Below are 20,239 nucleotides of genomic sequence, written 5' to 3'. Positions count from 1 at the left end.
CCAGAACATTCGGTTCCGGTTCCCAGTTTTAGCTCTGCTTCGACGCCGCCGGAGCTGGTTGCCCCGGATTCATATCCCGTGCCGACAGGGCCATTTTTCACCCCGCTCGCGATAGTACGCGCCGTGAGCCAGAAGCTAAGTTTAATCATCGAATTAGAAGGAGCAACATCCCATGGCCACTATCCCCACCCAGCCCGCCAAGACCTCCAAGAACACCGCCCCTGCTCCGTCTCAGGCGTCCGCCAAATCCAGCTCCAAGGCTCCGGGATTGTCCTTCAGCCGCCACTTCACCAAGCCCGGCGTCTCGCCCTTCGACGAGATCACCTGGGAGTTCCGCGACGCCATCATTCAGGACTTCAAGGGCAAAATCATCTTCGAGCAGAAGAACGTCGAGGTTCCCGCCGACTGGTCGATGACCGCCACCAACATCGTGGCCTCCAAATACCTCCACGGCCTCAACGGCACCCAGGAGCGCGAGTCTGGTGTTCGCGCCCTCATCACCCGCGTCGCCGAATCCATCCGCGACTGGGGCATCCGCGACGGCTACTTCGCCACATCCGAAGATGCAGACACCTTCTTCGCCGAGCTCTCCCACCTGCTCCTCAACCAGAAGGTGGCCTTCAACTCGCCGGTCTGGTTCAACGTAGGCTGCGACCGCCTAGAGCCCAACTCCGACGCCCAGAACTGGCACTGGAACTCCACCACCGGCAAGGTCGAGTTCTCCGTCACCGGCTACACCCGTCCGCAGTGCTCTGCCTGCTTCATCAACTCGGTGAATGACTCGCTCGACAGCATCCTCACCCTGGCTAAGACCGAGGGCATGCTCTTCAAGTGGGGCTCGGGCGCAGGCTCGAACCTGAGCAGCATTCGTGGCAGCATGGAGACGCTCTCAGGCGGCGGAACCGCCAGCGGCCCGCTCAGCTTCATGCGTGGCTTCGATGCCTTCGCCGGTGTCATCAAATCCGGTGGCAAGACCCGCCGCGCCGCCAAGATGGTCATCCTCAACGTCGACCATCCTGACATCAACGACTTCATCCAGTGCAAAGTGAGCGAAGAGAAGAAAGCCTGGACCCTCGTGCAGGCTGGCTACGACGGCAGCGGCCCCGACTCCGAGGCCTACAGCAGCATCTTCTTCCAGAACGCCAACAACTCCGTCCGCGTCAATGACGAGTTCATGCAGGCCGTCGAAGCCGATGGCACCTTCACCACCAAGACCGTCAAGGACCACAAGCCGGTCAAGGAATACCGTGCCCGCGACATCATGCACAACATCGCCGAAGCCACCTGGCAGTGCGGCGATCCCGGCATGCAGTACGACACCACGATCAATCGCTGGCACACCAGCAAGAACACCGCCCGCATCAACGCGAGCAATCCTTGCAGCGAGTACATGTTCCTCGACGACTCCGCCTGCAACCTGGCCAGCTTCAATCTGCTGAAGTTCCTCACCCCCGGCGGCCAGTTCGACATTCCCGCTTACCGCCACGCCATCGGCATCCTCACCACCGCGATGGAGATCATCGTCGACGCCGCCGGCTACCCCACCGAGCAGATCTCGAAGAACTCGCACGATTACCGCCCCCTCGGTCTCGGCTATGCGAACCTCGGCGCGCTCCTGATGGCCTTCGGCCTGCCCTACGACTCTGACGCTGGCCGCGATTTCGCCGCCGTCCTCACCGCCATCCTCTGCGGCGACGCTTACTGGCAGTCCTCGCGCATCGCCGAAACCTGCCCCGCCCTCGGTGCCGCCACCCCGCTCACCCAGCAGGCCGAGATCGCTGGCGGAGCCTGCCCCGGCTTCTACGTCAACCGCGAGCCCTTCCTCGACGTCATCCGCATGCACCGCGCCGAAGTCAACAACATCGGCAAGTCCAGGCAGTCCGCCGAGCCATTCTTCGTCCCCCAGCTCGACCAGCTCATCGAAGCCAGCCGCCACGCCTGGGACGGCGCGCTCGCCCACGGCGAAAAGCACGGCTACCGCAACTCGCAGGTCACCGTCCTCGCCCCCACCGGCACCATCGGCTTCATGATGGACTGCGACACCACCGGCATCGAGCCGGACCTCGCCCTCGTCAAGTACAAGAAGCTCGTCGGCGGCGGCATGATCAAGATCGTCAACAACACCGTCCCCTCGGCGCTCATCAAGCTCGGCTACAACGAGGCTGAGGTCAACGCCATCGTCAGCTACATCGACGCCACCGGCACCATCGAAGGCGCTCCCGCCATCAAGCCCGAGCACCTCGCCTGCTTCGACTGCTCCTTCAAGCCATCCAAGGGCACGCGCAGCATCCATTACATGGGCCACATCAAAATGATGGCCGCCACGCAGCCCTTCCTCTCCGGAGCCATCTCCAAAACCGTCAACCTCCCGCAGGACGCGTCGGTCGATGACATCGCCGAAGCCTACCTCGAAGCCTGGCGTCAGGGCCTCAAGGCCGTAGCCATCTACCGCGACAACTCCAAGGGTTCGCAGCCGCTCAACGTCTCCGCCAGCGATGGCAAGGCGCAGAAGCAAACCTCCGCCGTATCACCCGCTGCCGCAGGCTCGGTCGAAATTGCGGAGGCCGTCATCGCCGCCAAGGCCGCTGCTCAGGCCCGCATCACGGCACTCGAAACCCAGCTCAAGACCATCACGGACGCCGCCCTGCAGAACTCCGACTCGGTCGACGCGCAGTCTCCACCCCGCGCCGTCCGTCACCGTCTGCCCGCCGAGCGCGCCTCGGTCACGCACAAGTTCGGCCTCTCCGGACACGAGGGCTACATCACCGTCGGCCTCTACCCCAACGGCCAGCCTGGCGAAATCTTCATCCGCATGGCCAAAGAGGGAAGTACCGTCTCCGGCCTCATGGACAGCTTCGCCACTGCCATCTCGCTTGCTCTCCAGCACGGCGTGCCGCTCAAGGTGCTCTGCGAGAAGTTCGCCCACACCCGCTTCGAGCCCAGCGGCTGGACCGGCAATCCCGAAATCGGCTACGCCAAGTCCATCATGGATTACATCTTCCGCTGGATCCAGATCCGCTTCCTCAGCGGCCATCAGTTCGACCTCTTCGCCGGCCTCGCCCCACAGACCGAGGGCAGCATCCCGGTCGAAGGCACCGTCAACAGCCCAGGCAACGTCATCCTCCCCGGTCTCAACGCCTCCGCCCAAACCGGCTATAGCGCCGACCCTTTGTTGTCATCCCGCAGCGCAGCGGAGGGATCTGCGTCTAATTCCGCCGAAGACTTCTACACCACCACCCCGCCGCAGCAGGGAATCGCCCCCGACGCCAACGGTTCGTCGTCCTCCAGCGGTTCTTCTTTGTCATCCGGTAGTTCTTCGTTGTCATCCTTCGGCGAAGCCGGAGGATCTGCGTCTGACTTCCCCACCACGGAAGACCGTGGCATCTACCACGCAGCCGACGCCATGAAGTCGATGTACGACATGGGCGACGCACCCTCCTGCGCCACCTGCGGAGCCATCATGACCAGAAGCGGCTCCTGCTACCGCTGCATGTCCTGCGGTAGCACCAGCGGCTGCAGCTAGCTAGAGGGGCTAGTATTCGATCACATCATGCACCTACACGACACCTCCTTGAGCGCTTCACTTTCAAGGACAGAAGCTCAAGGATAGGGCGCGCCCTCTGGGTGTACGAGAAAGGCCGTGCTCCCAGAGCATCAAAGAATTTGGACGGTGAATGTGTTAAGCGTGGCTACTTCGCTGGAGCAAGCAGTGGCGAGACTGAACAAGAAATTGACGAAAGATTCAATATTGAATATGAAGTACCTTTCAATAGAATCTTGCCTGCAATAGACGCCAATCTTCACATCTTCGACAGCAAAGAAATCCGAGAGATTGCTGCTCGTTATGTGTCGCACATTTTCCATCGAACACTCGCACGACGCAATGGCGGTGAGGATTTGATGGGCGAAATGCTCTCTGAATACGTTTCAATTGCCACAGATCCTGGGAAGCTTCGCGGATATACAGCAAAAATCAGTGCGATTGCCCGTAGACCGGTAGCATTGGCCGAGGTACAAGCTGCTCTCCTGCGAAGCGCTGAACAATTATCGACCGAAAGTGCCTTTCGATCCCAATATGTAAACGACATTGACCGGGCGACCTGCTCGCTGGCGTTAAAACTGATTGATCTGAAGTGGTCAACCATTCGCTCCAACGTCTCTGAGAGTTTTGTTATCTCGGATACTCCGATAGTGTCGATTGCTAAAGATCGCTTTGGAAAAGTGAGCTATGGAGAAGGTATTAACAAGCCAATGGCGCAGTGGTTTCTGCCAATCTCTCATCATCGTGTTGTTAGGATCTCCCACAATGCGGCAAACGGCGAATTTGCCGATGAAAACCTAGTTCGAGAACTTAATGCGGCGCAGATCGTAACTATGTCTAGCCGTATTTATGGTCGGAATCACTCTCAGTGGATTGACGAAAAAGTGCAAACTTACGGAGGTATTTACAAATTTCATCGAGATGTTTTCAAAGGCGCGGCCTTTGACCTTAACGAGAGGTTCTTTGAATTCTGACATTGGGCGGGTGGCCCATACATCGGGTCCCCAGCCTTCGCGCTTTTGCGAAGGGTGGGGGATGTAAATATTCATTCACTGTATAGTTTGATCGATCAGAGTGCTAACTCTCTATCCATGCCGCTTCAGAAACCGCCTTGCTTAAGGGCACGGCTTCAGCCGTGCCACCACCCTCCCCCAGTCAAGGGGCTTTAGCCCCTGAGGTACGCTTTTTCGATGGCAACTATAACCCGAGCAATTAGCATCAAGCAGCCGTTTGTCGAACAAATTCTCCGCGGCACCAAACGTTACGAGTACCGTTCTGTCCCAACAAACATCCGCGAACGTGTCTACCTGTATGCGTCTCTCAAGCCTCGTTTGGAAAATAAACATTGGCGTGGAATGAATAAATCTGCGGACGAACTGCCAAAAGGCAAGATAGTCGGCAGCGTTGAAATCGCTGATTGCCGAAAGCGTGGCCCTAAAGATTTCGTCTACAAGCTGGCGAATCCGAAGCGGCTAAGAGTGCATCTCCTGCCAAAGAATCATCCAGCTCCCATCTTCTGGCGTCCGCAGTTCTAACTGGAAACCTAAACCAGACAACGTCAGACGTATCCATGCGAACGAAGCCCCCGAAGTACGCCCGCTACAATTCCCGTATGGCGATTCCCAGCAGAGCATCCCGCTCCGGCAAGAACGCCTTTGACTCAGCGAAGATTGCCCTCAGGGGCTAAAGCCCCTTATAAGCGATCCCTTACGACACGGCTGAAGCCGTGTCCTTAAGCAGAACCCTTTGTTCTTCTGAAGCCTGTAGAGCCCCCGAAGTACGCACCGTTACAATCGCCGTATGGCGATTCCCAGCAGAGCATCACGCCCCGGCACCTTCTTCGTCACCAGCGGAACCTACAACCGCCGCCGCCTCTTCCAGGTCGAACGCAACGCCGAACTTCTCGTCGAAACCCTCCAGCACTACCGGGCCGAAGGACACTACAAACTACACGCCTTCGTCGTTATGCCCGACCACCTCCACCTGCTTCTCACTCCGCAGGAGACTCTCGAACGAGCCGTCGGACTCATCAAGGGAGGCTTCTCCCACCGCCTCGCCTCCAAACTCCCCGTCTGGCAACGAGGCTTCACCGACCACCGCATCCGCGACGCAGAAGACTACAGCATCCGCCATCGTTACATTCATCAGAACCCAGTCACTGCGCGTCTCTGCGAACAGCCCGAGGCGTATCGTTTTTCCTCCGCTCATTCGGCGCTGCGACTCGACGCCTACTCCGCCGTTGAAGAAGCCGGAACCGTACCTCAGGGGCTAAAGCCCCATGAATCCTGAAACAGCTCTGGCACGGCTAAAGCCGTGCCCTTAAGCAGGACAAGAAACAAGACAAGGCCGAAGCCCAACTGCGTCAATACCACCTCCTGCGTCGCGTGCTAATCTTTCCCGCATGAGGTGTCACTATGTCAGAGCAAAACAAGGCCCTCGCAAGACGCTGGTTTGAAGAAGTCTGGAATCAAGGCAGCGAATCGACCATCGACGAACTCTTCCATCCGCAGGGCAAAGCCTACGGTTTTCCCGAACCCGAATCTGTCCTCATCGGCCCGGAAGGCTTCAAAACCATCCACCGTCAGTTCCACAAGGCCTTCGGAGATATCCACATCGACATCGACGATCTCCTCTCCGAGGGAGACCGCGTCGCCATCCGATGGACCTGCACGATGATCCACAACGGCGACGGCCTCGGCTTTCCCGCCACCGGCAAAAAGGCCAACTTCTCCGGCTCCTCCTTCATCAACTGCCGCGACGGCAAATTGACCGAGGGCTGGAACTTCATGGACCTCACCAAAATGACCCTCCAGCTTCAGAACAAATAAGGACCGGCTACCAGCCGGACTCAAGGCACCCCCTATTGACTCGATTGCTACAATTAAGCAAGAGATCGAAGGATGGCTGCACGGCAACCCGCTGGTGTAGCGATTCCCTTTAATCGGACCTAAGTACTGAAGAGTGAAGACTTTGCGGACCAAAGTATCTAAAAAATCAATACTTTGGATCGAAGTCCAACCCTAAAGCATCTCTTTTGAAGACTTTGGGTACTTTAAGGGGGGAGGGGGCCTCCCCTGACGGCGTCTATCCCCGGTCGCTATAATGAAATATAGCCCCGCTAAAACTAAGAGCGATGCAGGCCACTGCCACGGTGAAAACCTTTAGGGAGAAATGATTACAACCTCTCAACATCCTCTTGAAAAGATCCTCGCAAGCCGAATCGCCATCATCGATGGAGCGATGGGCACGACGATCCGCACCTACGGCATGACCGAGGCCGACATCCGCGCGGAACGTTTCGAAAACTCGGCCAAGGACCTGCTGAACAACGGCGACCTCTTCTCGCTTACGCAGCCGAAGATGATCTGCGACATTCATCGCCGCTTTCTCGAAGCTGGCGCGGACATCATCGAGACCAACACCTTCGGCGCGACCAGCATCACCCAAAGCGAGTTCTTCGTGGACGATCCGCGCGAACACGGCGGCCGCAAAGATCCCGAGTTCTACCAGAAGATCATCGAAGATGCTTCCCTCAATGATCTCGCCTGGGAGATTAATGAGCAATCGGCGCGGCAATGTCGCGAATGGGCCGATCGTGTAGGAAGCGAAACCGGACGTCAGCGATTCGTCGCGGGAGCGATTGGTCCAATGACCGTATCTCTCTCGAACTCGCCCGATGCCGACGATGCAGGCTTCCGAGTCGTCACCTTCGATCAGGTCAAGGCCGCTTACACGCAACAGGTGCGCGCGCTTATCGCGGGCGGTTCGGACCTGCTGCTGGTCGAGACCATCTTCGACTCGCTGAACGCCAAGGCAGCGCTTGTCGCCATTCGCGAGGTCTTCGATCAGGATAAGAAGGAACTGCCGGTGATGATCTCGGCAGCGGTTGGACGAGGCGGCGAGACGCTGATCTCAGCGCAGACTACTGAGGCGTTCTGGAACGCGGTGAAGCATGTGAAGCCTCTGTCAGTCGGGCTCAACTGCTCGCTCGGCCCCGACCTGATGTATCCATTTCTGGAGGAGCTTTCGGAGAAGGCGAACGTGGCGATCTCATGCTACCCGAACGCCGGTCTGCCGAATCCGCTCTCAGAGACCGGGTTCGATCTCGGTCCCGATGACATGGCGCGTTATCTGGGAGACTTCGCGCGAGGAGGGCTGATCAATATCGCTGGCGGCTGCTGCGGCAACACGCCCGAGCACATCGCGGCCATCGCCAGGGCGCTCGAGGGCAAGGCACCGCGAAGACTCGGCCAGATCGAGGTAGCAGCGTGAGCGAAGTCGCAGAGATAAAGCCGCTCCGTCTATCGGGATCGCAGCCATTTACGCAGCAGCAAGGTGTCTACATCATGCTCGGCGAGCGAACCAATGTGGCCGGTTCGCCCAAGTTCGCCAAGCTCATTAAGGCTGGCAAATACGAGGAAGCCGTAAGCGTGGCCCGGCAGCAAGTCGAGAATGGCGCGAACGTCCTCGACATCTGCATGGACGAGGGCATGATCGACGGCGTTGCGGCGATGACACGCTACCTGCAATTGCTGGCGAGCGAGCCTGAGGTTGCCAAGGTGCCCTTCATGGTGGACTCCTCGAAGTGGGAGGTCATCGAAGCCGGGCTGAAGTGCCTGCAGGGCAAAGGCATTGTGAATTCGATCTCGCTGAAAGAAGGCGAGGAGAAGTTTCGTCAGAACGCGGCCACGGTGCTGAAATACGGCGCGGCGGCAGTTGTGATGGCCTTCGACGAGCAAGGACAGGCTGCGACCTACGAAGACAAGATTCGCATCTGTGAGCGTGCCTACCGGATATTGGTCGATGAGGTCGGTTTTCCGCCCGAAGACATCATCTTCGATCCGAACATCCTTACTGTCGCCACCGGCATGGAGGAGCACAACAACTACGCGCTCGACTTCATCAACGCCACGCGCTGGATCAAGGCAAATCTGCCGCACGCGAAGGTAAGCGGCGGCGTCTCCAACATCTCGTTCAGCTTTCGCGGCAATAACAAGGTCCGCGAGGCCATGCACTCCGCCTTTTTGTACCACGCGATTGCGGCGGGCATGGACATGGGCATCGTCAATGCCGGGATGCTCGAGGTGTACGAGGAGATCGAGCCCGAGTTGAAGGTGCTGGTCGAAGACGTGCTGCTGAACCGCCGTCCCGACGCGACCGAACGTCTGGTGGACTTCGGCGAAACGCTGAAACACATTGGCGCAGCCGTGAGCGAAAAGAAGGCGGAGGAGTGGCGCAACGGCACGGTCGAAGAGCGCCTCTCTCATGCATTGGTCAAGGGAATAGACACATACATCGAGATCGATGCGGAGGAGGCCCGCGTCAAGCTGGGGCGACCTCTGCTGGTAATCGAAGGCCCGCTGATGGACGGCATGGGCGTGGTCGGCGATCTGTTCGGAGCCGGAAAGATGTTCCTGCCTCAGGTGGTGAAGTCCGCGCGGGTGATGAAGAAGGCGGTGGCCCATTTGACGCCGTTCATGGAGGCGGAGAAGGCGGCGATGGTCGCGGCTGGCCAGGAGGTCAAGGCGCAGGGAAAGATCGTGCTCGCTACCGTAAAAGGCGATGTGCACGACATTGGCAAGAACATCGTCGGTGTTGTTCTCGCCTGCAATAACTACGAGGTCATCGACATGGGAGTGATGGTCCCGTGCGAAAAGATCCTCGAACGCGCCAGGGCGGAGAAGGCGGACATGATCGGCCTCAGCGGCCTGATTACGCCGTCGCTCGACGAGATGGTGCATGTGGCTAAGGAGATGGAGCGTCAGGGATTCAAGTTGCCGCTTCTCATCGGCGGGGCGACCACGACCCGGACACACACGGCAGTCAAGATTGCGCCGCACTATAGTGAGCCGGTGGTGCATGTGCTCGATGCCAGCCGTGCCGTGCCTGTGACGACTAGCCTTCTCAGCGACGAATCGAAGCCCGAGTTTGTGGCGAAGCATCGAGCTGAATACGAGGCGCTGCGTAAGGCCCACTCCGCGCCGAAGCAGAAGGTCGTCTCCCTTGAGACCGCTCGCGCACGGCGGACTCCGATCGAGTGGCGTGCCGAGGACCTGCCCGTGCCTGCGTTTACCGGCGTGCGCGTGCTGGACAACTTTCCTTTGGCAACGCTCCGCGAGTTCATCGACTGGTCGCCGCTCTTCCACACCTGGGGGTTGAAGGGCGTTTACCCCCGCATTCTTGAGCATGAGGCGCAAGGTGAGCAGGCGCGCCAGATATTTAAGGACGCCAACCTCATGCTGGACCACATGATTGAAGGGAGCCTGATCACAGCGCGTGGCGTATACGGCTTCTTTCCCGCAAGTGCGGTGGGCGATGATATCGAACTGTACACGGACGATACACGCTCGGAGGTGCTGGAGAGATTCCACTTTCTTCGGCAGCAGGCGAACAGGGAAGGCAGCGAGCCGTGCCGATCGCTCGGAGACTTTGTTGCGCCGAAGGAGACGGGGCTGCCTGATACCATCGGTGCTTTTGCGGTGACCAGCGGGATTGGACTGAAGGAGCTGTGCGACCAGTTCAGGGCCGATAACGACGATTACAACGCAATCATGGCGGAGGCCGTCGGCGACCGCCTCGCTGAAGCTTTCGCCGAATGCCTGCACAAGCGGGTGCGTGACGAGTGGGGCTATGGCCTTACCGAAGGCCTGAGTAATGAGGACTTCATTCACGAGAAGTATCGCGGTATCAGGCCAGCTCCGGGTTATCCGGCGTGTCCAGACCATACGGAGAAGGGCACGATCTGGAAATTGCTCGACGTGCAGGCGAACACGGGAATGCTGATTACGGAGTCGTTTGCGATGTGGCCTGGTTCGAGCGTGAGCGGGCTCTATTTCGCCCACCCGGAATCACGCTATTTCTCGCTCGGCAAGATCGACCGCGATCAGGTCGCCGACTATAGCGAACGCAAGGGAATGAGCGTGGCAGAGGTCGAGCGATGGCTCGGGCAGAACCTGAACTACGATCCAGCGGAATAGCGCTGGATTGGCAGCCGCGGGTGCTGGTTAAGGCGTTGGGAATCGCTCTGAACCTTCGACGGTGAAGCTGATTCCGTACTACACATGAGTCAGCCTCCATGCGGGTCTGGATCGCGTACAAAGAGAATTGGTTCTTACTCGTGTGAGAGTGGACCGGTTACCAGACCCGGCAGCTGTTGACCGGAACCATGGGCGAGCCTTTTTTGCAGCCGAAGGCTTCAGCGAAGCCGGGCTGGTTGACGATGGCTCCGTTAGCACGGAAGTGGTCGGGCGAGTGGGGGTCGCTGAGGACTTGCGCGCGGACGTTCTCCGGGCGTGAGTTCTCGCACCAGTTCTGTGCGTACGCAATGTAGAAGCGTTGCGGTGAGGTGTAGCCGTCCTTCTTTGCCTGAAGATCGACGCCCTCCTTCTTCGCGCGTTCGAGATAGGCCATGTAGGCGAGCACCAGGCCGCCATTGTCGGCCGTGTTTTCGCCGAGGGTCAGCTTGCCGTTTACCTTCACATCATCGACGGCGGTGAAGCTGCTGTACTCATTGTCGAGACAGTCGGTGCGGGACTCGAAGTTCTTCGCGTCCTCTGGTGTCCACCAGTCGGTGAGATTGCCCTTGCCGTCGAACTTGCGGCCCTGGTCGTCGAAGCCGTGGGTCAGCTCGTGGCCGATGACGGCGCCGATGTGGCCGTAGTTGACGGCGTCGTCTTCTTTGGAATCGTAGAAGGCAGGTTGAAGAATACCGGCGGGGAAGTTGATGTTGTTCATGCTGGGATCGTAGTAGGCGTTGACGGTGGGAGGCGTCATCTGCCACTCCAGCGGATCGACAGGCTTGCCGATCTTGTTGAGTTCGCGGTCGTTTTCAAATCCGTTTGCACGGAGCGAGTTGCCAAGGGCGTCGTCGGGTTTGACCACGAGCTTGCTGTAGTCGCGCCACTTTTCCGGGTAGCCGATTTTGTTGGCTACGAGGTGCAGCTTCTGCTTGGCACGAGTCTTGGTTTCGGGGGACATCCAGCTGATCTGGTCGATGTCGTTGGACATGGCGGCCTCGATGTCATCAACCATCTGGAGCGTACGGGCTTTGCTGTCGCCGGCGAAGTAGTGCTGGACGTAGACCTTGCCGAGAGCCTCGCCAAGGGCGGCATCGACGGAGCTGGAGCAGCGCTTCCAGCGCGGGGCCTGCTCGGGCTGCCCGCGCAGCTTGCGGCCATAGAAGTCGAAGTTCTCCTGGTCGAATTGGCTGGGGAGCCGTCCGGCGACTGCGGTGAGCAGGTGATAGCGCATGTACGCCTTAAGCGTTTCCAGATCGTTGGAATGAAGCTGTTGCAGCAGAACGGGGAAGAACTGCGGGGTGGAGTTGTTGATCTCGCTGACCCGCGGAGAGTCGATGGCTTCTTCGAACGCGCCGAAGTTGATGCCGTGAATGCTGGCCTCGAAGGTTGCGATGGGTTGAAGATGATAGGTCTTCTCGGGGTCGCGCATCTCGGTTACGCTCATGGAGCCTTTGGCCAGCGCGGTCTCGAACGCCATGATCGAGGCCGCGTCTTTTTGCGCCTGTTCCGGCGTGCTGCCCGCGAGGGTCAACATCCTGGCGACGTGGTCGACGTACTGCTGACGGATGGACTCGTCCTTTGCGCCGGTGCGGAGGTAGTAGTCCTTTTCAGGGAGGCCGAGGCCATCCTGCGCGATGACGGCGATCTGTTTGGTGGCGTCTTTGAGGTCTTGCTGCTCGCCATAACCGAAGAAGACATCGATGCCCATGCGCTGAAGTTTGCCGATGAGTGCGGGAAGCTGTGCCTTGGCGGTGATAGCGTCGATTTCGTCAAGCAGAGGCTGGACCGGGCCGAGTCCCTTGGCGTCGATGGCGGCGGTATCCATGCAAGCCTTATAGTAGTCACCGATCTTCTGCTCCTCGGGCGAGCGCGACGCTCCGCCAGTCGCGGCCTTGGTGAGGATGTTGCTCAGGCGCTGGGTGTTGACGTTGTAGAGGGCGTAGAAGCCATCGACGCCATCCTGATCTGGTGGAATGGGATGGTTGGCTGCGAACTTTCCACAGGCAAACTTGTAGAAGTCATCGCAGGGATTGACGCTGGCATCGATGGAGGTGGTATCGAAGCCGGGAATGGGAACGTAGATCTTGGCAGCTGGACTGGCTGCCGGCGCGGGCGCGGGTTGCTGGGCGAATCCGGCGGTGCATGTGATTGCCGCGATGACAGCAAAGGCTGCCTTAAGGTTCGGCTTACGGCTGAGGTTCGTCTTCGATCCATGCAACATGCAATTTCCTCCGGGCTTTCAATGCTTAGAGCGCTTCAGTCTTTGTACCACCAGTGGGAGCAGCCATTCCTCTAAATTCAGCATGAACGCGCTGACGTTGGCGGCTGGGATGCGTCTGTGAAAGAGTAGACCTACGCGGCGCTGTACAGGATAGATACGCGGACTCTGCCATGCCGGTTCCCGTCAGGACTTACGCGATCTCACGAACCCGTCAGCTTCTCCGGCTGATGCTGCTGGTTTTGCTGGCTTCAGTTCAGATGCCTGCGTGGGCGACTGGACCATCGCTTCGTATTCCTTTGGATTCGTTGGGATTTCAGCCGCAGTCGACGCAGTTTCTGCTGGCGGGCAGCTCGATGCTGACGGTGAACTACGTTGACAATCAGCATCTGCTCTTTACATTTGGGGTGCACCGGCTGATGCAGCGCATCGCCAACGATCCTCCGGACGACGAGGACCGAATGGTGGAGGCGGTACTGATCGAACTGCCCTCGGGCCGGGTGCTGGCGCGGACCGACTGGCGACTTCACGATAGTGGCCAGTATCTTTGGGGGCTCGGGCATGGACGGTTTCTGCTGCGCGTCCACGATACGCTGACCACGTTTGCGCCGATGGCGAACCTGGCTTCGGGACAGCCGTTTGCACAGCGGGGCTTCCTGACGACGGACCGAAGGATTGGCGCAGTGCTGCTGTCTCCGGAGTCGGACCTGATGATTGTCGAGACGGCGGAGCGTATGCCTCCGGTGCCTGCCCCGCGGCCGCCGCTCTTCGGACCGGCCCCGAAGCCCGCGCCGGACCCGGTCGGGAGGCCGGGCGATCCTGATCCGGTGGCGCTCAGTTTCTATCGATTGGCGATGCCGGGCCGCGGAGATGTGGTGCAGGCGACCTTGGCCGGAGTGGCCCATTCCTCCCACTTTGGCGATGTCGCGGCAATCGGGGCAGGCCACATCGGAGTGGTCGATGAGGGGCGGCAGGAGTGGGCCTTCGACTTTCGGCCATTTCACGGCAAAGCGAAAGAACTTGCGCCTTTTGGTTCCACCTGTGACCCGACACCGCGGTTTGTCAGCAGCAGCGAGTTCGTCGCGTTTGGCTGCCATGGCGGCCAGACGCCGATGGTTCTCGGCGGGTTCAACATGCGCGGTGAACAGATGTGGGAGCAGAACCTGTTTGGCGATTACGTGGGAACGTCGATGACGTTCGCTCCTGAGAGTGGACGGTTCGCGCTGGGGCGCGTTCTGGGTGAGGCCGCGACTGTCGATCTGGCGATTATTCCGGAGCAGGCGTACACGGCGCAGAACGTGGTCGTCTATCAGACAGAGAGCGGAAAGCAGCTGCTGCACGTTGACTGCTCGCCCATTGCACGCGCAGGGCAGAACTTCGCTTTGGCACCGGATGGAATGAGTCTGGCGGTCATCCGCGACGGCGCCATCGCTATCTATAACCTGCCGCCCCTCAGCAAAAAAGACCAGATTGAACTGAAAGAGGCGCGGGCGCTGGTGCCGGAGGAGAACATTCAGCCGATTGATTTTGCAGAGCCAACGTCGCCGTCGGCCACGACTGCGAGTTCATCTGCGGATGAACCCGCCGGGTCGAAGGCTGCTCCAGCAACCTCTGCGAATGTTCCGAAGACCACCAGCATCTCTTCGGCTGCACCCGCGCCTGTAGCTTCTCAGCCAGCGCCCAATGCCGCAGTTTCAGGGGATGCCGCGCCCGAGCAGCCGCGTAAGCCGCCTACGCTCTACACGTTGCCCGGAGACAAAGGGAATGATCAGGGGAATACCGCTGAAAGGGAGACAAAATAGAAGGGCTGGCTCCGGTCAATGCCGTAAGCCAGCCTTTGTGCAGATCCCTTGTCGTACGGTGAAGTTTAGGCAGCCTTGGCGGTCGCAACTGCCTTGACGCGAGCGTTGAGGCGGCTCTTGTAGCGGCTGGCGGTATTCTTATGCAGGACACCCTTCTGGACGCTCTTGTCGAGCACAGAAACGGTCGAGCGGTAGACATCGCCGATTGTCTTGGCGTCGCCCTTGGCGATGGCCTCGCGCAGGGTGCGCAGGGTGCCACGCAACTTGCTCTTGTTGGCGCGGTTGATCGTGGTCTTGGTTTCGGTCTGACGTGCGCGCTTCAACGAGGAAACATGATTTGCCATTACTGAACTCTTTTCTCTAACCCGATGTCTGTCGGGGAATTTTAGGATGCAGGCCGGAGGCTGGCTATAGACACAGCCCGACCCATCCCCTGCAATCTCTAAGTCTACGGAACTTGGGCAGGATGGTCAAGAATTCTCTGGCCCGCCTGCTGGTGGCTATCAACCTGGATCTCGACATGGCGTATGACCTTAGCCCAGCCCAGAAGATCGGGCCCGAGCGGGTTTAAGCTGTAGGGCGCTAAACCCTGAACAGCTGTTACTTACGCATTGGCCGATATGAAAGAGCTGGCAAAGCTTCGCAGTACGATAGAGAATTCTTTACCGAGCTCGTCACTACCGTCGAAACCTAGCGGTTTCCCTGGTCTTAGGGAATTCATCATTTGCCACTTGACTGTACCCCCGTCGCAGTTCTAGTCTGTGCCCATCTTCGACACACGATTGGCAACTTCAGCCATCCCGGTCTTAGCACCCAGCGCAGCCTACCGGGTTGTGTGCCTCTCCCAGCGTCACAACTTCTTCCACCCTCAAGCATCAAATAACCAAGCAATCCCTGACGGAGGTCAGCGCTCCTCTTGATGAAAAAATCCCTGGAAATCACTCCCGGCATTGAGCCCCTTTATGGGACCCGCGACGAAAACCTCAGGCTGCTCGAAGATGGTCTTCATGTCACGATTGACCTTCGCTCTGACGCCATCCAGATAACCGGGGACGCTGTCAGTATCGATCGGGTCGAACGGATTTTCTTGGATTTTGATTCTCTCCGCAAATCGGGCATTAACCCTTCGAACGGCGAACTGAATGGCATGTTGAAGCTGGTCATTGCCGATCCGGCGGTTACATTGCGTTCGCTGGTCGACTCCAGCAAGCAGCGGTCTGCCGGCGTGAAACGGATGGTGCAGCCGCGCTCTCCGAATCAGCGGAAGTATGTCGAGGCCATCGAGCAGTGCGACATGACCTTTGGCCTGGGGCCCGCCGGTACGGGTAAGACGTACCTTGCGGTCGCGATGGCCGTCTCTGTGCTAATGTCGAAAAAAGTCAGCCGCATCGTTCTTGTTCGTCCTGCGGTGGAGGCCGGAGAGCGGCTGGGATTTCTTCCCGGCTCGTTGCAGGAAAAGGTCGATCCTTATCTGCGGCCGTTGTATGACGCGCTGTATGACCTGCTCGATCCGCTGAAGGTAGACAAGCTATTGGAGAGCAATGTCATCGAGGTCGCTCCGCTGGCCTTCATGCGTGGCCGCACGCTTAACGACGCTTTCATCATCATGGACGAGGCGCAGAACACGACCATGGAGCAGATGAAGATGTTCCTCACGCGTATGGGGAACAACTCGAAAGCTGTCATCACCGGCGACTTGACCCAGACCGACCTGCCGAATCCGAAGAAATCGGGGTTGCTGGAAGCGCTGCATGTTCTGGATGGCGTGGAGGGCATCCGCTTCTGCCACTTCGAGGATGTCGATGTGGTGCGGCACCAGCTTGTGCAGCGCATCGTTCGCGCCTACGACAGTTATGGCCGCGCGCAACAGCAACTGCCGTTACCTATCGGCGACGCCGCTCTCACAGAATCTACGGTTCCTCCGACAATCTCGGCCCAGCCTATAGCTAAGCCACAGTAGACGGAGTGTAGCCGTATTTGCGGTCAGGGCATGGTGTGCGAAGATGACTTTGCGCCATGCCCACACAATATCTGCGCTATTTGATTGGAACCGAACGCAGCGAGCGGGCCAATCGCCACCTCGCGATGGTTCTGGCTTTTGTTGCAGGTGCCACGGACGCGGGCGGTTATCTTGCGGTTCGGCATTACAGTTCTCACATGTCGGGCATCGTCTCTTCGATGGCGGACAACCTCGCACTGGGGGATATAGCTCTTCTGGTTGCGGGCTTCAGCGCCATGCTGGCGTTTCTGATTGGTGCTGCCTTCACGGCGATCGTTGTCAATTGGGGGCGGCGGCAAAGCATGCGTAGTGAGTATGTGTTTCCCCTCATTGTCGAGGCCATTTTGCTGGCCTGCTTTGGCCTGATGGGCGGTCTTTTTGAGCATCCGAACAGGGTATTGGTGTCGACGGTTACGCTTCTGCTGTGCTTCACCATGGGGTTGCAGAATGCCATTATTACCAAAATCTCGCACGCTGAGATTCGCACCACACATGTCACGGGTATCGTCACCGATATCGGCATCGAACTGGGCAAGCTGTTCTATTGGAACCGCTCCATGAGCCATCCGGGCAAGTCCATCGTGCGAGCGGACCGACAGAAGCTGGCGCTGCTGCTGTCGCTGATCGGCCTGTTCTTTGTTGGCGGGGCGATGGGGGCTCTGAGCTTCAGGCATGTGGGCTTTCTATTTTTCCTCCCCCTGGCTGCTCTGTTGCTGGTTCTGGTGGGCGTTCCCATGCTCGACGATTTGCGCAGAGCGCACTGAGCCGCTTTTTACGGTCGAGGGGAGAGGATGCGATACCATTATTAGCAGGGTCGTAACAGGCTCTGCTATTTTTCTTTCTTTACGATGATCAACATCGAACCCCCAAATACAGTCTCCCTCGTCGCCGCCGCGCTCTCGAAGAAGAAGTTCGGCTCCATGCGATTCCTGCGCCGTGCTGCCCTTGGCTGCGTGGTGCTGTTGATCGCCGGCGCCGGCATGGCACAGGCTCCTGTCTCCTCTACTGACTCAGCAAAATCGAAACCGGAATGGAAACTCTCATGGAGCGACGAGTTCAACGGTGCGAATGGCTCTGCTCCCGCCGCGGCGAAGTGGTCGTTTGAGACTGGCGGAAGCGGCAACGGCAATAACGAACTGGAGACTTACACCAAGCGCCCGGTCAACGTGCAACAGAACGACGGCAACCTTGTCATCACCGCGAGAAAAGAGGATTTCACCGGTGCCGACGGGATCGCGCGGCCCTATACCTCTGGACGTATTCGGACGAAGGGGTTGTTCTCGCAGGCCTATGGGCGCTTCGAGGCAAGTATCAAGCTGCCGCTGGGGAAGGGAATCTGGCCTGCCTTCTGGTTGCTGGGCAACGATATCGACTCTGTCGGCTGGCCAAAGGGCGGCGAGATCGACATTATGGAGAACATCGGCGAGCCTTCCACCATCTACAGCACCTTGCATGGGCCGGGCTATAGCGGTGCGCACGGCATCTCGGCGAAGTTTGCTCTGTCGACTGGCGAGGCCGTCAATACCGGCTTCCACCTTTACTCGGTGGAGTGGGCGCCGAAAGACATCAAGTTTTTTCTCGATAACAAACTTATCGCCGAGCGTACCCCAGCCGATCTTCCGCCGGGAACGGCGTGGGTCTACGATCATCCATTCTTCATCATCCTGAACGTCGCGGTGGGCGGATACTGGCCGGGAAACCCTGATGCAACCACGACCTTTCCGCAGAAGATGCTGGTTGACTATGTCCGCGTCTATAGCAGGACGGGGACCAGTGCGGAAGGAAAACAGACGAGATGATCAATATCGACTATCCCACGACTACTGAGCTTTCGAAGTCCGGTCTGTCGCGCTTCTTCAATCGCGCCAGCGAGGCAGTGGGCCTGCGCGGTGATGTCGATGTTCTGCTGGCTGACGACGCTACCCTGCGTCGTCTGAACAAGACCTTTCGTGGCAAGAACAAGGCCACGGATGTGCTGAGCTTTCCCGCAGCCGAAAATCCGTATGGCCATGCCGGCGATCTGGCGATCTCGCTCGACACTGCGGCACGGCAAGCTGCGGCGTTCGGACACACGCTGCGTGATGAGGTCCGCATTCTTCTTCTGCATGGACTGTTGCATCTCTCCGGTCTGGACCACGAAGTCGACAACGGCGAGATGGCCGCACGAGAGAGGGAATTGAGGCGGGAGCTGCGGCTGCCCGTCACTCTGATTGAGCGCGTGGCCGCAACGAAACCTGGGGCGAAAGGCAGGAGGAGCGCATGAGCCCTCTCTACTTTCTTATCTTCGCGGTGCTGCTGGCCATCCTGACGCTGGCGGCGTATGTCGATCGCGTCTACTCGGAGATGGGCAAATTTCTCGCCCGCGAGTATCAGGACAATATTGACGTCTGGGAGGAGTTCGTCGAGCCGAAGCTCGGCCTTGGCCGCGAGTCCATTGCGCTCTCGGCGTCCGTTCTGCGCCAGCTCAGCGTGGCTGCGATTGCGCTGCTGACCGGCCTGAGGCTCTACACGCACACGGCGCTGCTGCCATTGGTGGCGCGTAGCCCCAGCGGATCTGAGATAGCGCTGGCGATCTTCGAGATCATTCTGCTGATCCTCATCTTCGACCGCCTGTTGCCCCAGATCCTCTTCACCCGCACGCGCGGTTTGTGGATCGCCCGCATCCGGTATCTCTTGCAGGCGCTCTTCTATCTCATCCTTCCGGTTACGCTGCTGCTTGGCCTGCTGCTCTCGATTGCGGCGCTGGCGGAGCCGGAGGATGCAGAAGAAGAGGAGCATCCGTCAGAGGCGATGGACGCGCTGCTCGAAGCAGGCGAGGAAGAGGGCATTCTCGAAGAGTCCGACCGCGAACTGGTGAGGTCGGTGGTCGAGTTCGGCGATAAGGTGGTGCATGAGGTGATGACGCCGCGCCCGGAGATCTTCGCCGTGCCCGGCAGCATGAGCCTGGAGCGCTTCACGGAGCAGATTGGGCAGCACGTCTTCTCGCGGGTACCGGTGTATTCGAACTCGCTCGATAACATCACAGGAATCATCTTCGCCCACGACCTGCTACAGATTCCCGACAGCGAAGCCAGCACACGGAGCGTGGCCCAGTTGCAGCGGCCTGCCGTCTTTGTGCCGGAGACCAAGAAGGTCGCCGAACTGCTGCGCGAGATGCAGCGTGAAAAACAGCACATGAGCATCGTCATCGACGAGTACGGCGGGGTTGCGGGGCTGGTCACGATCGAAGACCTGATCGAGGCCATCGTTGGCGAGATTGCCGATGAGCATGATGAGCCTGAGGCGGACGACACGCCCATCCGCGAGCCGGATGGCTCCTACATCGTCTCGGGTAGTTTTGAGCTATCGCGGCTGCGCGATCTCTTTGCCGATCAGTTCGAGCCATCGACGCAGCCTGCTGAAGACCTCGAGTCGGCAGACGCCGAAGATGTTCCTGCGCGCGACACCCGCGACACGAAGGATGACCCGACCGCTCTTCGCCTGCCGGAGCATTATGAATCCACGACGCTTGGTGGCCTGGTCTCGGAGATGGCGGGGCATATTCCGCTACCGGGAGAGGTGATCGAAGAGGATGGCCTCCGTCTGGAAGTGCTGGCCAGCACTGACCGCCGCATCGACCGCATCCGCGTCAGCCTTATCTCCCAGATTTCTGGCAGATGA

14 protein-coding genes and 1 pseudogene are annotated in these 20,239 nt (G+C 59.0%); 13 read left to right on the top strand and 2 right to left on the bottom strand.

Annotation, left to right across the window (positions count from 1 at the left end; all coding sequences use genetic code 11):
* The first annotated feature begins 172 nt into the window (after positions 1-172).
* The 7 genes from P4G45_RS13450 (at position 173) to metH (ending at position 10,518) form a co-directional block, all read left to right on the top strand.
* Entirely contained in the window at positions 173-3,523 is a 3,351-nt protein-coding gene (locus P4G45_RS13450) for a vitamin B12-dependent ribonucleotide reductase (RefSeq protein WP_348266992.1), read from the top strand.
* Positions 3,514-4,515 (top strand): DUF4238 domain-containing protein, encoded by a 1,002-nt coding sequence (locus P4G45_RS13445; RefSeq protein WP_348269261.1) that lies wholly within the window; start codon positions 3,514-3,516, stop codon positions 4,513-4,515. Before P4G45_RS13450 ends, P4G45_RS13445 begins: the two co-directional genes overlap by 10 nt.
* A gap of 216 nt (positions 4,516-4,731) precedes the next feature.
* Positions 4,732-5,076, top strand: a complete 345-nt coding sequence (locus P4G45_RS13440) for an ASCH domain-containing protein (protein WP_348266991.1) — start codon at positions 4,732-4,734, stop codon at positions 5,074-5,076.
* Between the two features lie 265 nt (positions 5,077-5,341).
* A complete protein-coding gene (locus tag P4G45_RS13435) occupies positions 5,342-5,830 on the top strand; it encodes a transposase (protein ID WP_348266990.1) in 489 nt (162 codons plus the stop codon).
* A 125-nt stretch (positions 5,831-5,955) separates the two neighbouring features.
* Positions 5,956-6,369, top strand: a complete 414-nt coding sequence (locus tag P4G45_RS13430) for an ester cyclase (RefSeq protein ID WP_348266989.1) — start codon at positions 5,956-5,958, stop codon at positions 6,367-6,369.
* Positions 6,370-6,712: 343 nt separating this feature from the next.
* A complete protein-coding gene (locus P4G45_RS13425; RefSeq protein WP_348266988.1) occupies positions 6,713-7,813 on the top strand; it encodes a homocysteine S-methyltransferase family protein in 1,101 nt (366 codons plus the stop codon).
* Entirely contained in the window at positions 7,810-10,518 is a 2,709-nt protein-coding gene (gene metH, locus P4G45_RS13420) for a methionine synthase (protein WP_348266987.1), read from the top strand. The genes P4G45_RS13425 and metH overlap by 4 nt, the downstream gene beginning before the upstream one ends.
* 157 nt (positions 10,519-10,675) lie before the next feature.
* Here the strand turns inward: metH and P4G45_RS13415 are convergent, their stop codons facing one another.
* Complete coding sequence (locus P4G45_RS13415) at positions 10,676-12,781, bottom strand: M13 family metallopeptidase (RefSeq protein WP_348266986.1); 2,106 nt, start codon at positions 12,779-12,781, stop codon at positions 10,676-10,678.
* A 170-nt stretch (positions 12,782-12,951) separates the two neighbouring features.
* Here P4G45_RS13415 and P4G45_RS13410 point away from each other — a divergent pair, with 170 nt between their 5' ends.
* Positions 12,952-14,580 (top strand): hypothetical protein, encoded by a 1,629-nt coding sequence (locus tag P4G45_RS13410; RefSeq protein WP_348266985.1) that lies wholly within the window; start codon positions 12,952-12,954, stop codon positions 14,578-14,580.
* A 65-nt stretch (positions 14,581-14,645) separates the two neighbouring features.
* On the opposite strand, the gene rpsT is transcribed toward P4G45_RS13410, so the two are convergent.
* The gene (gene rpsT / locus P4G45_RS13405) at positions 14,646-14,924 is read right to left on the bottom strand and encodes a 30S ribosomal protein S20 (protein WP_348266984.1); all 279 of its coding nucleotides are present in this window, start codon (positions 14,922-14,924) and stop codon (positions 14,646-14,648) included.
* A 572-nt stretch (positions 14,925-15,496) separates the two neighbouring features.
* On the opposite strand from rpsT, the gene P4G45_RS13400 reads away from it, so the two are divergent.
* From P4G45_RS13400 to P4G45_RS13380, 5 genes and pseudogenes are all read left to right on the top strand, one after another.
* A complete protein-coding gene (locus tag P4G45_RS13400) occupies positions 15,497-16,540 on the top strand; it encodes a PhoH family protein (protein WP_348266983.1) in 1,044 nt (347 codons plus the stop codon).
* A 56-nt stretch (positions 16,541-16,596) separates the two neighbouring features.
* Positions 16,597-17,331 (top strand): annotated as a pseudogene (locus P4G45_RS13395) (YoaK family protein); the annotation flags it as partial.
* Positions 17,332-17,427: 96 nt separating this feature from the next.
* Positions 17,428-18,378, top strand: a complete 951-nt coding sequence (locus P4G45_RS13390; RefSeq protein WP_348266982.1) for a glycoside hydrolase family 16 protein — start codon at positions 17,428-17,430, stop codon at positions 18,376-18,378.
* Positions 18,375-18,842 carry an rRNA maturation RNase YbeY gene (ybeY, locus tag P4G45_RS13385; RefSeq protein ID WP_348266981.1) on the top strand — a complete coding sequence of 156 codons (468 nt, stop codon included), beginning with the start codon at positions 18,375-18,377 and terminating at the stop codon, positions 18,840-18,842. The genes P4G45_RS13390 and ybeY overlap by 4 nt, the downstream gene beginning before the upstream one ends.
* Positions 18,839-20,239, top strand: coding sequence for a hemolysin family protein (locus P4G45_RS13380; RefSeq protein ID WP_348266980.1), 1,401 nt, complete (start codon positions 18,839-18,841; stop codon positions 20,237-20,239). Before ybeY ends, P4G45_RS13380 begins: the two co-directional genes overlap by 4 nt.

The organism is Edaphobacter paludis, from assembly GCF_039993895.1.
In the GTDB taxonomy this organism is placed as follows: domain Bacteria; phylum Acidobacteriota; class Terriglobia; order Terriglobales; family Acidobacteriaceae; genus Edaphobacter; species Edaphobacter paludis.
This window is presented reverse-complemented; position numbering and strand designations above follow the sequence as displayed.